The following is a 13,024-nucleotide window of genomic DNA, read 5'->3' as shown; positions in this document are numbered from 1 at the left end:
CGGGGCCTGCCAGGAGAGCCTTGTCCGCGCACCGGTTACTGCAAAGCCCGACCGCATCGTCATGCAGCACCGCAGCGCCAACGGCGAACGAAACGCGCCGGCCGTGCGCGTGCCCGCGGGCCGGTGTCGAAAATAGACGAGTCGGTGTCGGAAGCATGCAAGTCCCGACCACGCTTTCGCACTAACGTGACAAGCCTCTTACACGAACGTTAGTCTGGAGCTGACATGTCCGATTTCATCACCGTTTTGCGCGAAACCTGCCCGACGCCGGTCCTTGACGCGACCAAGTGGAAGCGTATCGGCGGCGATCCGCACACCGTGAACCTCAACGCGTACCTCTCCAAGGACGGCAGCAAGATCATGGGTACCTGGATCTGCACGCCGGGCAAGTTCGAGGTGAACTACGAAAAATGGGAGTACTGCCACTTCCTCGATGGCTACTGCATCATCACACCGGAAGGCGAGGAGTCGGTGCACCTGAAAGCCGGCGACGTGTTCGTGATCGAACCCGGCATGAAGGGGACCTGGGAAGTGGTGGAGACGGTGCGCAAGTACTTCGTCTTTGCCTGAGCGGGCCGGTAGATTCGGCCACGCGTACCGTCGTCGTCCGGATACCTTCGAGGTTCGCGCCCTCCGGGCGACTGCACGTTTTCGCGCGACAGCGTAGCCGATGCGGTGTGCGCGGTGGGCCGGGGCATTCGTATCGAGGGGCGCGGTCAAAGCGCCAGCCCCGGCGACGCGGTCGACCGAGTGCTCGCTCAAGCCGGCACACATCGGCGCATTCCGTCCAGCCGGTGCGCCGGCCGATTCGAAAAGGCGATCGCCGCGCCGGCCTGCGCGTCATCGCCCAAACCCCTATGATGCAGCGATCCGCCCACCGTTCCGGTCGCATCGCGTACCTCGTTCGCTTGCGCCGGTCGCCACCTCCGGAATCCCGACCATGCGTATCACCGACATCCGCGAACGCACGATTCCCGTCTCTCGCTATGCCGACCCGGCCATTCCATCCGGCGGCCTGACGACGAGTGTCGTCGCGCTCACCACCGACGTCGTGCGTGACGGCCGCCCCGTGACGGGCTACGGCTACGCATCGGTCGGCCGCTTCGCGCAGGGCGGCCTGATCCGCGAACGGTTCGCGCCGCGCCTGCTGGCCGCCGCCGACGCGCTCGCCGACGAAGCCGGCACGAACCTCGACCCGTTCCGCGCGTGGCGCGCGATGATGGCCGGCGAAAAGCCCGGCGGACACGGCGAACGCTGCGTGGCGATCGGCGCGCTCGACATGGCGATCTGGGACGCCGCCGCGAAAATCGCCGACCTGCCGCTCAATCGCTTTCTGGCCGACCGGCTCGGACGCACGGCGGCACCGCGCGTGCGTGTGTACGCGGGCGGCGGCTATCGTTATCCGCACGACGATCTCGCGCGCCTGTCGGACGAGATGCGCCGCGTTGCCGATCTCGGCTACACGCACGCGAAGATCAAGATCGGTGGCGCGGACGTCGCTCAGGACAGCAGGCGCATCGAAGCGGCCGCCACGCAGTTGGCGGACAGTTCGCATCTCGCGGTCGACGCGATGAACACGTACGACGCGACGACCGTCGATATTGCCGCCGCGATGCTCGAGCCGTTCGGCCTCTGGTGGTTCGAGGACATCTGCGATCCGCTCGACCTGCCGCTCCAGGCAGGCGTCGCCACGCGCTACGCCCCGCCGATCGCGGCCGGCGAAGCGCTGTTCTCGCTCGCGGAAGCGAAGCTGCTCGACCGCTACGGCGGCCTGCGTCCCGACCGCGACGTGCTCGTGTTCGATCCCGTGCATTGCTACGGGCTGCCGGGATACCTGCAGATCGTCGAGCACTTCGCATCGCGCGGCTGGCGGCGCGACGCGTTCTGGCCACATGGCGGCCACCTGTTCTCGCTGCATGTCGTCGCAGCGCTCGGGCTCGGCGGTGCGGAAGTCAATCCGTTCGCGTTCGATCCGTTCAGCGGGCTCGCCGATGGCGAAACCGTCGACGCAGGTTTTGCGCGCACGCCGCAGGCGCCGGGCATCGGTTTCGAGCTGCATGCCGACGCGCATCGCGCGTTTCGCGCGGTATCGGGCCGTTGACACCCGAAGCGCTAAAGCGCATCGATCGCGAAACGCACCGCGAAGCCGAGCATCATCGTCGCGACGAACAAATCGAGCACGCGCCACGCCAGCGTACGGGCAAACCACGCACGGCACGCGCGTGCGCCATAGGCGAGCATCAGGAACCACGCGAGCGAAGCCGCCATCGCGCCGAACGCGAACGGCGCGCGTTCGGCGGGCGCGTGACTCACGATCACGGTGCCGAGCAGCAGCACGGTATCGATCCATGCATACGGATTGAGCAGCGACACCGCGGCTGTCGCGAGCAGCGTGCGCGACAGCGCGGGGGCGTGGCGCGCGTGTGAGTCGTCGACGTGCTCCGGCCGCCGCCGCCGGATCGCCGAGCGCAGCGCGAGCAGGCCATAACCGGCGAGATAGGCGATACCGGCCCACAGCGCGGCCGATACCACACCGGGATGCCGCGACAGCAGTGCCGACAACCCCTGCGCGCCGAGCACGATCAGCAGCGCGTCGCTGCCTGCGCAGACGAGGGCGATGGAGAGGAGATGGGGGCTCGAGATCGAGCGCTTGATGACGAAGGCGTCCTTGGGGCCGACCGACGTGAACAGGCCGGCGCCAAGCAGCAGGCCTTCGATGAAGGCGGAGGTGTCGAGCACGAGCGGGCCGACAACCTCTTAAGCTGAACCGGTGATGGTTACGATGAGCGAAACGTTAAGGGGCGCGCGGGGGCGGTGTCAATGCCCCCTGGCGCCCATGCGTCGACGACCGGCCCGCCACCGGTCAGTGCGTCGCCGCCTCGCCGAGGTTGAGCGCGACGAGCGCACAAACGGTCAGCGCGATGCCGGCGAGCTTCAGCGACGACACCGATTCGTCGAAGCAGACGATGCCGATCACGGCCGTGGCCGCGGTGCTGGCGGCAGCCCAGCTCGCGTACGCGAGCCCCATTTCGAGCCGCTTCGTCGCGAGCGCCATCAGCCAGACGGCGCAGGCATAACAGACGACGGTGAGCCCGGACGGGAGCGGGCGGGAAAAGCCGGCCGAGTATTTGAGGCCGACGGAGCCGAGCACTTCGGCGAGGACACTGACGCCCAGCAGAAGCCAGGCAGACTGGAGCGGGGACACGAACGGCCTCCTTCCCCCGACGCTTATACCGAGCGGCGAGGAGAAGTGGAGGTGTCAGCGGTACCCAGGATGAAAGGAGCTTAGTCCACACGGCGCGGCAGGGCAACGCATGCCGCCTGCCCGTCACGCCTGCCCGGCCGCCCACTCCGGCCGCTGCCCGAGCGTGTCGAACAGCCGGACGATCTCGGCTTTCACCTTCTGCACCGCGTTGCTGACGAGCGCCGTATCGTGCCAGCACAGCGACAGGTCGCGCGCGAACAGCCGATGCGCGACCGTCGACAGCTTGAGCTTGCGCTCCTCGATCTCGACGTGCGCGGCCGTCCACGGCAGGATCGTCACGCCGAGCTGCGCCATCACGGCCGCGAACAGCAGCCCGGTCGAGCTTGCCTCGAAGCCGATCTCGTACGACAGCCCGGCCTCGCGCATCGCCCATTCGACACGGTTGCGAATCGTGTTCGGCGCGCTCGGCAGGACGAGCGGCATCCGCGCGATCGCGTCGAGCGGCACGGGATCGTCCGGCACCGGGAATTCGGGCCACGTGATCAGGTACAGCGTTTCCGTCAGCAGCCGGTGGATCGCGATGCCGCGCGTCTCGACCGCGTCGACGACGATCGCGAGATCGAGCCGCGCGCGTTCGAGCAGCGTGTCGAGATCGGCGCTCGGCGCCTCGATCAGTTCCAGCATGATGCCCGGGTAGCGGTCGCGCACCGCGCGGGCGAGCGGAATGGCCAGCACGCGCGCGGTGCTCGACGGCATCCCGACCGTCACGCGGCCCTGCGGTGTGTCGGCATCGCGGCGCAGCAGCTCGCGCGTGCCGTCGGCCTGGCGCAGCAGTTCGAGCGCATGCCGGTACAGCGTGCGGCCGGCGGCGGTCGGCGCGACGCCGCGCACGCTGCGTTCGAGCAGCTGCATCCCGAGATCCTGTTCGAGATTGCGCATCTGCTGGCTCACCGCCGGCTGCGCGACATGCAGCGCCTCGCTCGCATGCGTGACGTTGCCGCATTCGACGACCTTCACGAAATAGCGCAACTGCCTCAAGTCCATCGCCGTCGTCTCCCGATTCAAGCCATAAGCCAATCCGATCGAGCAAGATGAATATCATATTTTTCCCCGATCGATGGGGTTTCTATACTCGTCTCACACAAGAGCCAGCCTGCCGGCCATCCCGGACCGGACGCGGCAAAAGTGCCGGCCCCGCCGGCAAGGAGACGAAGATGTTCAAGGCGATCGACGCGCCAGCGGCCGGCGCGAAGCCGCGGCGCACGCCGCTCACGCGCGAGCAGGTCAAGGGCTTCTGGGCCGTGTATGCGGGCTGGGTGCTCGACGGCGTGGATTCGGTGATCTACGCGCTCGTGCTGATTCCCGCGCTGACCGAACTGCTGCCGGCGTCCGGCATCGCGGCGACGCCCGCGAATCTCGGGATGTACGGCTCGATCCTGTTCGCGCTGTTCCTGATCGGCTGGGGGCTGTCGTTCATCTGGGGGCCGCTCGCCGACCGCTTCGGCCGCGTGCGCACGCTCGCCGCGAGCATCCTGATCTACTCGGTGTTCACCGGCGCGGCCGCGTTCGTGCACGACGTATGGGCACTGGCCGCGTGCCGTTTGATCGCCGGGATCGGCGTCGGCGGCGAATGGGCGCTCGCGGGCACCTACGTGGCCGAGAGCTGGCCGGAGGACCGCCGCAAGATGGGCGCCGGCTACCTGCAGACGGGCTACTACTTCGGCTTCTTCATCGCGGCGTGCCTGAACTACACGATCGGCGCGACCTACGGGTGGCGCGCGATGTTCCTGTGCGGGCTCGCGCCCGCGCTGCTCGCGGTGTTCACCGTGATGCGCGTGAAGGAGCCCGGCCAGTGGCGCCGGCACGATGCACGCGACGGCGACGTGGCCGACGCGCGGCGCGCGCATCCGCTGCGCGAGATCTTCGCGCCGGCCTTCCTGCGCCGCACGCTGACGAGCGCGAGCCTGGTCGGCGTCGCGATCGTCGGGCTGTGGGCCGGCTCGGTGTACGAGGCGAGCGCGGTCACGACGCTGGCGGCGCGCGCGGGCATCGATCACATCGGCGCGCTGCGGCTCGCGTCGATCGGCGCGGCGATCCTGTCGTGCGCGACGATCGCCGGCTGCCTGGTTGCGCCGTGGCTCTCCGAACGGCTTGGCCGGCGCACGGCGCTCGGTGTGTATTTCGCGGGCATGGCCGGTTCGATCGTGTTCGCGTTCGGCTGGGCGTTCTACCAGCCGAACGGGCTCGCGGCATTCATGGTGTCGCTCGCGTTCCTCGGTTTCTTCGGCGGCAATTTCGCGATCTTCTCGTTGTGGCTGCCCGAGCAGTACCCGACACGCGTGCGTGCCACCGCGTTCGCGTTCAACGCGTCGGTCGGCCGCTTCATCGGCGCAGGCGTGAACTTCCTGCTCGGCGCCGCGATTCACGGTTACGGATCGCTCGGCGTGCCGGTCGCATGGACCGCGGCCGCGTTCGGGCTCGGCATCCTGATCCTGCCGTTCGCGGTCGAAACGCGCCATCAGACGCTGCCCGAATGAGCGGTGCGCCGCGATCGTTCGGAAACAAGCCACACCCAGTCATCAATATCAGGAGTCCGGAATGCAGGCATTACAAGGAATCAGGGTCGTCGATCTGAGCCGCGCGCTGTCGGGGCCGTTCTGCTCGATGGTGCTCGCCGATCTCGGCGCCGACGTGATCAAGGTCGAGTCGGGGCCGCACGGCGACATGAGCCGCGCGTGGGGGCCGTTCGATCGCGGCGTGAGCACGTACTACCTGTCCTGCAACCGCAACAAGCGCGGCATCTGCGTGGATTTCCGGCAGCCGGCCGGCCTCGACGTCGTGCGCCGGCTGATCACGCAGGCCGACGTCGTGATCGAGAATTTCAAGGCCGGCACGATGGACGCGATGGGGCTCGGCTACGCCGCGCTGAGCGCGCGCGATCCGCGGCTCGTGATGGGCAGCGTCACCGCGTTCGGCCCGCGCGGCCCGTTGCGCGACTGGCCGGGCTTCGACCAGATCGCGCAGGGCTACGCGGGGCTGATGAGCCTCACCGGTTTTCCCGACGGCGAGCCGACCCGCACGGGCACCGCGATCGGCGATCTCAGCTCGGGGATGTGGGTCGCGACCGGCGTGATGGCGGCGCTGTTCGAGCGCGAGCGCACGGGGCGCGGGCAGCATGTCGGCACGTCGCTGCTCGAAAGCCTCGTGTCGCTGCTGAGCGTGCACGGGCAACGCTACCTGAGCCTCGGCGACGTGCCGCGCCGCACCGGCAATGCGCATGCGGTGATCGCGCCGTACGGCGTGTTCGAGACGGCCGACGGGCCGCTCAACCTTGCGCCGATCACGACCGACATGTGGCTGCGGCTGTGCCAGTTGCTGGATCTGCCCGAACTGCCGGACGATCCGCGCTTCGCGACCAACGATGCGCGTGTCGCGCACCGTGACGAACTGAAAGCGCTGCTTGAAGGCCGGTTGCGCACGCGCGGCAAGCGCGAATGGACGCAACGCTTCGTCGACGCCGGGCTGCCGGCGGGGCCGATCAATACGCTCGACGAAGTGTTCGACGATCCGCAGCTCGCGCATTGCGGGCTGGTCGAACCGGTCGCGCATCCGACGCTCGGCGCGCTGCGCCAGGTCGTCACGCCGCTCGGCGGGATGGGGGACGCGGTGCCGGCGCCGCGCACGCGCCATGCGCCGCCGCTGCTCGGCGAGCATACGGTCGACGTGCTGCGTGAAGCGGGCTACGACGACGACGCGATCGACACGCTGCTGGCCGGGCGCGCGATCTTCCAGGCGGAAGCGGTGGCGGAGGCCGTGCAATGAGCGACACGACGAAACACGATGGCGCGTCGCGCGTGACGGTCGACATGGTCGGCGAACGGATCGCGCGCGTGCGGTTCGCGAATCCGGCACGACGGCATGCGCTCGACGCGCCGTTGCTCGATGCGCTCGTCGCGCGCCTCGATGCGCTGGCCGAACACCGTCCTCCGCCCGTCGTGATCCTGTCGAACGACGGCAGCGGCGACGTGTGGAGCGCGGGGCACGATCTGCGCGAGCTGGCCGACGATCGCGATCCGCTCGCGTACGGCAAGCCGCTCGAACGGGCGCTGCGGCGCGTGCGGACTTATCCGGGCGCGGTGATCGCGGCGGTGTCGGGGTCGGCGTGGGGCGGGGCGGTCGATCTCGTGATGAGCTGCGACCTGGTGGTCGCGGCGCGCGATGCGCGTTTTGCGATGACGCCCGCGAACATCGGCCTGCCGTATTCGACGAGCGGCCTGCTGCGCTTCCACGACAACCTGCCGATCCACGTGCTGAAGGAGATGTTCTTCTGCGCGCAGCCGCTCGATGCGGAACGCGCCGCGCATCACGGGCTCGTGAACCGGCTGGCGGAAGCAGGCGGTGTCGACGATGCGGCGCTCGACGTCGCGCGCACGATCGCCGCGAAGGCGCCGCTCGCGGTGCACGCGGTGAAGGAGCAGTTGCGCGTGCTGCAGGACGCGCGGCCGTTGCCGGCCGACGCGTTCGAACGGATCGCCGAGTTGCGCCGGCACGCGTGCGAAGGCGAGGACTTCGACGAAGGGCTGCGCGCGTTTGCGGAGCGGCGCGCGCCGGTGTTTCGCGGCGGGTAGGACCGGCGCAGGCCCGCCATTGGCGTGAACAGGCTCTCTGCGTTCACGTGCCCGAGCGGTTCCGCGGTGCAAGGCGGCGTGCGCTACGCGCCGCCGATCGCGTGCACGCCGACGAGCAGCAGCGCGCCGATGGCGATCAACAACAGCGCATGGACGCGCGTATACATCACGCACAGCGTCGACGCGACCGCGATCGCGCGCGCGGCCCAGCCGCCGTCGAGCGCCTGCAGCAGCACCCACACCGACGCGAGGATCATGCCGGCCGCGACCGGGCGCAGGCCGCCCTCGAGCGCGATCTGCCAGCGCGCGCCCTGGTGCCGCCGCCACAGATGCGCGACGCCGTAGATCAGGAACGCCGTCGGGCCGAACAGCGCGAGCGTCGCGATCACTGCGCCCCAGAAACCGGCCACCTGCCAGCCGATCAGCGTCGCCAGCAGCGAGCCGGGGCCCGGCGCCATTCGCGCGATCGCGAAATCGTTCACGAATTGCGTGGCGGTCATCCAGTGATGCACGTCGACCACCTGCCGCTGGATGTCGGCGATGATCGCCTGCCCGCCGCCGATCGTCGCGATCGACAGCGGCGCGAACACGCCGAACAGCGCAGCGTAGCGTTGCGATGCAGTCATCGTGTGTCGCGCCCGGTCGGTGTGGCGGCCGCGCGGCGGTATTCGAGCGCGACGCTCAGTGTGCCGCCGACCAGCACGGTCCACACCAGCGGCCAGTGCAGCACCGCAACCGACACGAAGGTGAGCGCCATCACCGCGAACGGGAGCGCGCGGCGCGGCAGCCGACGCACGGCGGTGATCGCCATCGAGATCGACAGCCCGATCGCCGCGGCCGCCGCGCCGGCGAGCGCGACGTGCGTGAGCGGAAAGCGCGTGAGGGTCGAGAACGCGATGCCGAACAACACGATCAGCACGGCCGGCGGCGCGATGATGCCGGTGAAGCCGGCCACGGCGCCGCGCCATCCGGCGAGCCGGTAGCCGATCCAGATCGCGAGGTTCTTCACGTTGACGCCCGGCAGCGCCTGCGACAGCGCGAGGCCGTTGAGGAACGCCTCCTCGTCGAGCCAGCGGCGCTCGTACACGAAGTCGCGCATCATCCGGCCGCTGAGCCCGCCGCCGAAGCTGGTCAGGCCGATCTGCGAGAACGCAATGAACAGTGCGAGGACGCCGGGCGGCGGCGCATTGCCTGCGGGCGGCGCCGACGAGGAGGTGGCGGAGGGCGGTGGCATCAGGCGTGCGGTGCGTGGCGATTGGGCGGGCGCCCATGTTAGCAAGCGGACGCTGTCAGCACGCTGACATCGGCGAGGGGTTGGCGTGATGAAAGCACGCAGGTGATACGACGGACATATCCGGGCCATCCGCCACGGCCACAACCGACGCTACGCGCGCACGACCGTCACGCCCGCTGCTTCGATCGGCTTCGTCAACGCGGCGTCGGTTTCCTTTTCGACCACCACGGTGTGCGCCAGCGTCAGCTCGCCGATCACGAACTGCGACGCCGCGCGCAGCTTCGACTGCGACGCGAGCACGACGGTCTCGGCCGCGCGTTCGGCCAGTGCGCGCTTGATCGCCGCTTCCTCGAAATCGCCGGTGCTGAGCCCCGCAACCGGGTGCACGCCCGTCACGCCCATGAAGTAAAGATCCGCGTGGATGCGCGCAATGCCTTCCATGGCCGCCGCGCCGACGGCGACGATCGAATGCTTGTAGAGCCGCCCGCCGATCAGGATCACCTCGATCGACGGATGCGCGGCGAGCGCCACCGCGACACTCGGGCTGTGCGTGACGATCGTCGCGCGCAGGTCGGCCGGCAACTGGCTGACGAGCAGCGCCGAGGTGGTGCCGCCATCGACGATCGCCACCTGCCCGGGCGCGATCATCTCCGCGGCGCGGCGCGCGATGCGCCGCTTTTCCGCCGTCTCGAGCGTTTCGCGCTGCGCGAACGGCGCAACGGCCGGCGACGCCGGCAGCGCACCGCCATGCACGCGCTGCAGCAGGCCCTCGGCCGCGAGCTCGCGCAGGTCGCGGCGGACGGTGTCTTCGGATACGCCGAATTGCGCGCTCAGCTCGACCGCCAGCACCTGGCCGTCGCGCGCGAGTGCGTCGAGGATCGCTTTCTTGCGTTGTGTCGTCAGCATCGGGTTTGCGCGAATTTTCTTGAAATTGCACGAATATGCACGTTACCATGGGCGCCGTCTTTTGTCGAACCGGAGGCTGCGATGGCTGCAACGCGGGACCGTGTCCGCATCGTCGATACGACGGTGCTGTCCGATGACTGGTATGTGCTGAAGAAGGTGACGTTCGATTTCCTGCGCCGCGACGGAACGTGGCAGCGCCTGAGCCGCGAGACCTACGATCGCGGCAATGGCGCGACCATCCTGCTGCGCAATGCCGATACCGGCGACGTGCTGCTGACGCGGCAGTTCCGGATGCCGGCGTTCGTCGGCGGACACGACGGCATGCTGCTCGAGGCCGCCGCCGGCCTGCTCGACGACGCGACGCCCGAAGCGCGCATCCGCGCGGAGGCCGAGGAGGAGACCGGTTACCGCGTGCGCGGCGTGCGCAAGGTGTTCGAGGCGTTCATGAGCCCGGGCTCGGTGACGGAGAAGCTGCATTTCTTCGTCGGTGAATACGATGCGTCGCTGCGCACCGGCGACGGCGGCGGCGTCGCGGATGAGGGCGAGGATCTCGAGGTCGTCGAGATGCCGCTGCAGGCGGCGCTGGATGCGGTCGAGCGTGGCGAGATCGTCGATGCGAAGACGATCATGCTGCTCCAGTACGTCGCGCTGCGGGAAACCGCCGGCGCGCGCACGGCGTGACGCCGCTGCTCGTGCTGGTCGCCGGCCCTTACCGCAGCGGCACGGACGGCGACCCCGCGCGCATCGCCGCGAACCTGCACCGGCTGGAGGAGGCGGCGCTCGCCGTGTATCGCCGCGGGCATGTGCCGATGATCGGCGAGTGGGTGTCGCTGCCGCTCGCCGTCGCGGCCGGGTCGCGACAGGTCGGCGATGCAGTCAGCGAGGCGTTCCTGTATCCGGCCGCGCACCGGCTGCTGCGCCGCTGCGATGCGGTATGCCGGATCGACGGCGCGTCGCGCGGCGCCGACGCGGATGTCGCCCTCGCGCGGCAGCTCGGCAAGGCCGTCTACTTCTCGGTCGACGACATACCGGTCGTGCAGGACGATCCGGATCGCTGAACAGGCGGGGAGGCGCCCGGCCATGGCGGTGCAGGCGGCTCCGCGGATCGCTCGCCCGCACCGCCCGCGGCCGGGCGAGCGTCGCGTCATGCCGTTGCATCGTGCATGTCATGCATGCCGCGCCGCGCGCGAACCGGCGTATGATCGCGACGCCACCCGCGCACCGTCCGACGCCACCGACGCCCCGTCATGCCGCTCTCCGATTCCGCCGATTTCACTGCCGCGACTGCCGCCGCGCAACTGCCCGCCGATCTCGTCGCTTCCGCCGTTGCCGCGCTCACGCGCGCCGACGCATTGCTCGTGACGGCCGGCGCCGGTATCGGCGTCGATTCCGGGCTGCCCGATTTTCGCGGCACGGACGGGTTCTGGCGCGCGTATCCGGCGCTGCGCCACGAGCGCTTCGAATTCCACGAGATCGCATCGCCGCACGCGTTCCGTGCGCGTGCGCCGCTCGCATGGGGCTTCTACGGGCACCGCCTCGCGCTCTACCGTGCGACGGTGCCGCATGCGGGCTTCGCGATCCTGCGCCGCTGGATCGACGCGATGCCGAACGGCGGCTTCGTCCTGACGAGCAACGTCGACGGCCAGTTCCAGAAAGCCGGCTTCGATCCGGCGCGGATCGTCGAGATCCACGGTTCGATCCACGCCATGCAGTGCCTGCGCCCCTGCTCGGACGACACGTGGGATGCGGCGCCGTTCGTGCCGGACGTCGACGAAACCACCTGCCGCCTCGTCGGCGAAATGCCGCGCTGCCCGCGCTGCGGCGGCCTCGCGCGGCCGAACATCCTGATGTTCGGCGACACCGGCTGGCTCGGTGCGCGCTACGACGCGCAGGAACGCGCGCTGGAAGACTGGATCGCGCGGGCCGGGCGTGTCGCCGTGGTCGAGATCGGCGCGGGCACCGCGATCCCGACCGTGCGCCTGCTGAGCGAACGGCTCGGCGCCGACGTGATCCGCATCAACGCGCGCGAAGCGCATGCGCGCCGGGCGGACGTGATCGGCCTGAAGGGCGGCGCGCTGGCAACGCTGGGCGCGCTCGACGCCGCCTGGCAACGCGCGTGACCGTGTGTGAACGGGCGGGTACCCCGGCGGCGGCGGCCGTTGCAGGCGCGACGCGAATCCGCATACAGTTCAGCCGGTGCCGCCCGCGTGCGGCCCGGACATCATCCCGGGCGACCGGGGCCGGCGGCTGAATCCAGCCGCTTCATCGAACGGGAGCGCCCTTGTTCTATTCGATCGTCGCGATCTTCGTCGGCGCCGGGCTCGGCGCATTGCTGCGCTGGTTCCTGAGCCTCGCGCTCAACGAATTCTTTCCCGCCGTGCCGCTGGGCACGCTCGCCGCGAACCTGATCGGCGGCTACGTGATCGGCATCGCCGCCGTCGTGTTCACGACCCGCGTCGGGTTGCCGCCCGAGTGGCGGCTGTTCGTGATCACGGGCTTTCTCGGCGGCCTCACGACGTTCTCGACCTATTCGGTCGAAGTGATGACGCATGCGTTGCAGGGCGAATTCGGATGGGCGTTTGCGGTGGCTGCCCTACACTTGACTGGATCGTTCGCGCTGACGGCGCTCGGCATGTGGACCGCGCGCGCATGGCTCGCGGCGGCCTGAGCGTGCCGCCATCGGAGGGAGCGATGGACAGGGTCTTCTTGCGCTTCTACGTGCACGAGCAGCACCGGCTGCACTGGAAGCCGCTGTGGGAATGGCTGCTGGAGGAGGCGAACCGGATGGGCGTCGCCGGCGGTTCCGCGTTTCGCGCGATGGCCGGCTTCGGCCAGCATCGCGTGCTGCACGAGGACCGCTTCTTCGAACTGCAGGGGTCGCTCGCGATCGAGGTCGAATTCATCGTCACCGAGGACGAGGCGCAGCGCTTGCTCGCGAGGCTGTCGCAGGAAAAGGTGCGCGTGTGCTACGCGATGATGCCGGCGCAATTCGGCGTGATCGACACGCTCGGCGCACCGCCGGCGCAGGGGCCGGCGGTGTAGGGTGCGACG

16 protein-coding genes are annotated in these 13,024 nt (G+C 69.5%); 10 read left to right on the top strand and 6 right to left on the bottom strand.

Annotated elements, in window-relative coordinates; translation table 11 throughout:
- Positions 1–225: 225 nt before the first annotated feature.
- Together ACTJLD_RS10360 and ACTJLD_RS10355 are read left to right on the top strand one after the other, a co-directional pair.
- Complete coding sequence (locus ACTJLD_RS10360; RefSeq protein ID WP_027788152.1) at positions 226–570, top strand: cupin domain-containing protein; 345 nt, start codon at positions 226–228, stop codon at positions 568–570.
- 370 nt (positions 571–940) lie between these two features.
- Complete coding sequence (locus ACTJLD_RS10355) at positions 941–2,101, top strand: enolase C-terminal domain-like protein (RefSeq protein ID WP_440658656.1); 1,161 nt, start codon at positions 941–943, stop codon at positions 2,099–2,101.
- 11 nt (positions 2,102–2,112) lie between these two features.
- On the opposite strand, the gene ACTJLD_RS10350 is transcribed toward ACTJLD_RS10355, so the two are convergent.
- The 3 genes from ACTJLD_RS10350 to ACTJLD_RS10340 all read right to left on the bottom strand — a co-directional run bounded on the left by ACTJLD_RS10350 (position 2,113) and on the right by ACTJLD_RS10340 (position 4,249).
- Positions 2,113–2,739, bottom strand: coding sequence for a LysE/ArgO family amino acid transporter (locus ACTJLD_RS10350; RefSeq protein WP_226180963.1), 627 nt, complete (start codon positions 2,737–2,739; stop codon positions 2,113–2,115).
- Between the two features lie 124 nt (positions 2,740–2,863).
- Positions 2,864–3,205 (bottom strand): DMT family transporter, encoded by a 342-nt coding sequence (locus tag ACTJLD_RS10345; protein ID WP_440658655.1) that lies wholly within the window; start codon positions 3,203–3,205, stop codon positions 2,864–2,866.
- Between the two features lie 123 nt (positions 3,206–3,328).
- Complete coding sequence (locus tag ACTJLD_RS10340; protein ID WP_060174674.1) at positions 3,329–4,249, bottom strand: LysR substrate-binding domain-containing protein; 921 nt, start codon at positions 4,247–4,249, stop codon at positions 3,329–3,331.
- A gap of 170 nt (positions 4,250–4,419) precedes the next feature.
- Here ACTJLD_RS10340 and ACTJLD_RS10335 point away from each other — a divergent pair, with 170 nt between their 5' ends.
- The 3 genes from ACTJLD_RS10335 (at position 4,420) to scpB (ending at position 7,833) form a co-directional block, all read left to right on the top strand.
- Positions 4,420–5,742 carry an MFS transporter gene (locus ACTJLD_RS10335; RefSeq protein ID WP_021157066.1) on the top strand — a complete coding sequence of 441 codons (1,323 nt, stop codon included), beginning with the start codon at positions 4,420–4,422 and terminating at the stop codon, positions 5,740–5,742.
- A gap of 61 nt (positions 5,743–5,803) precedes the next feature.
- Complete coding sequence (locus ACTJLD_RS10330) at positions 5,804–7,027, top strand: CaiB/BaiF CoA transferase family protein (protein ID WP_440658653.1); 1,224 nt, start codon at positions 5,804–5,806, stop codon at positions 7,025–7,027.
- Positions 7,024–7,833 carry a methylmalonyl-CoA decarboxylase gene (scpB, locus tag ACTJLD_RS10325; RefSeq protein ID WP_027788147.1) on the top strand — a complete coding sequence of 270 codons (810 nt, stop codon included), beginning with the start codon at positions 7,024–7,026 and terminating at the stop codon, positions 7,831–7,833. Before ACTJLD_RS10330 ends, scpB begins: the two co-directional genes overlap by 4 nt.
- An 83-nt stretch (positions 7,834–7,916) precedes the next feature.
- On the opposite strand, the gene ACTJLD_RS10320 is transcribed toward scpB, so the two are convergent.
- The 3 genes from ACTJLD_RS10320 to ACTJLD_RS10310 all read right to left on the bottom strand — a co-directional run bounded on the left by ACTJLD_RS10320 (position 7,917) and on the right by ACTJLD_RS10310 (position 9,973).
- A complete protein-coding gene (locus ACTJLD_RS10320; RefSeq protein ID WP_048024209.1) occupies positions 7,917–8,459 on the bottom strand; it encodes a chromate transporter in 543 nt (180 codons plus the stop codon).
- Entirely contained in the window at positions 8,456–9,067 is a 612-nt protein-coding gene (locus ACTJLD_RS10315) for a chromate transporter (RefSeq protein ID WP_440658651.1), read from the bottom strand. The genes ACTJLD_RS10320 and ACTJLD_RS10315 overlap by 4 nt, the downstream gene beginning before the upstream one ends.
- 150 nt (positions 9,068–9,217) lie before the next feature.
- Positions 9,218–9,973, bottom strand: a complete 756-nt coding sequence (locus tag ACTJLD_RS10310; protein ID WP_059685625.1) for a DeoR/GlpR family DNA-binding transcription regulator — start codon at positions 9,971–9,973, stop codon at positions 9,218–9,220.
- Positions 9,974–10,054: 81 nt separating this feature from the next.
- Here ACTJLD_RS10310 and ACTJLD_RS10305 point away from each other — a divergent pair, with 81 nt between their 5' ends.
- The 5 genes from ACTJLD_RS10305 to ACTJLD_RS10285 all read left to right on the top strand — a co-directional run bounded on the left by ACTJLD_RS10305 (position 10,055) and on the right by ACTJLD_RS10285 (position 13,015).
- A complete protein-coding gene (locus ACTJLD_RS10305) occupies positions 10,055–10,654 on the top strand; it encodes an NUDIX domain-containing protein (protein ID WP_060311342.1) in 600 nt (199 codons plus the stop codon).
- Positions 10,651–11,031: a hypothetical protein gene (locus tag ACTJLD_RS10300; protein ID WP_060206505.1), complete on the top strand. Its 381-nt coding sequence runs from the start codon at positions 10,651–10,653 to the stop codon at positions 11,029–11,031. Before ACTJLD_RS10305 ends, ACTJLD_RS10300 begins: the two co-directional genes overlap by 4 nt.
- A gap of 189 nt (positions 11,032–11,220) precedes the next feature.
- A complete protein-coding gene (locus tag ACTJLD_RS10295; protein WP_091923178.1) occupies positions 11,221–12,093 on the top strand; it encodes an SIR2 family NAD-dependent protein deacylase in 873 nt (290 codons plus the stop codon).
- 161 nt (positions 12,094–12,254) lie between these two features.
- Positions 12,255–12,641, top strand: coding sequence for a fluoride efflux transporter CrcB (crcB, locus tag ACTJLD_RS10290; RefSeq protein WP_027788140.1), 387 nt, complete (start codon positions 12,255–12,257; stop codon positions 12,639–12,641).
- Between the two features lie 23 nt (positions 12,642–12,664).
- Positions 12,665–13,015: a DUF190 domain-containing protein gene (locus ACTJLD_RS10285; protein ID WP_059695990.1), complete on the top strand. Its 351-nt coding sequence runs from the start codon at positions 12,665–12,667 to the stop codon at positions 13,013–13,015.
- Positions 13,016–13,024: the final 9 nt, after the last annotated feature.

This window comes from Burkholderia sp. 22088 (assembly GCF_052045915.1).
In the GTDB taxonomy this organism is placed as follows: Bacteria; Pseudomonadota; Gammaproteobacteria; order Burkholderiales; family Burkholderiaceae; genus Burkholderia; species Burkholderia cepacia.
This window is presented reverse-complemented; position numbering and strand designations above follow the sequence as displayed.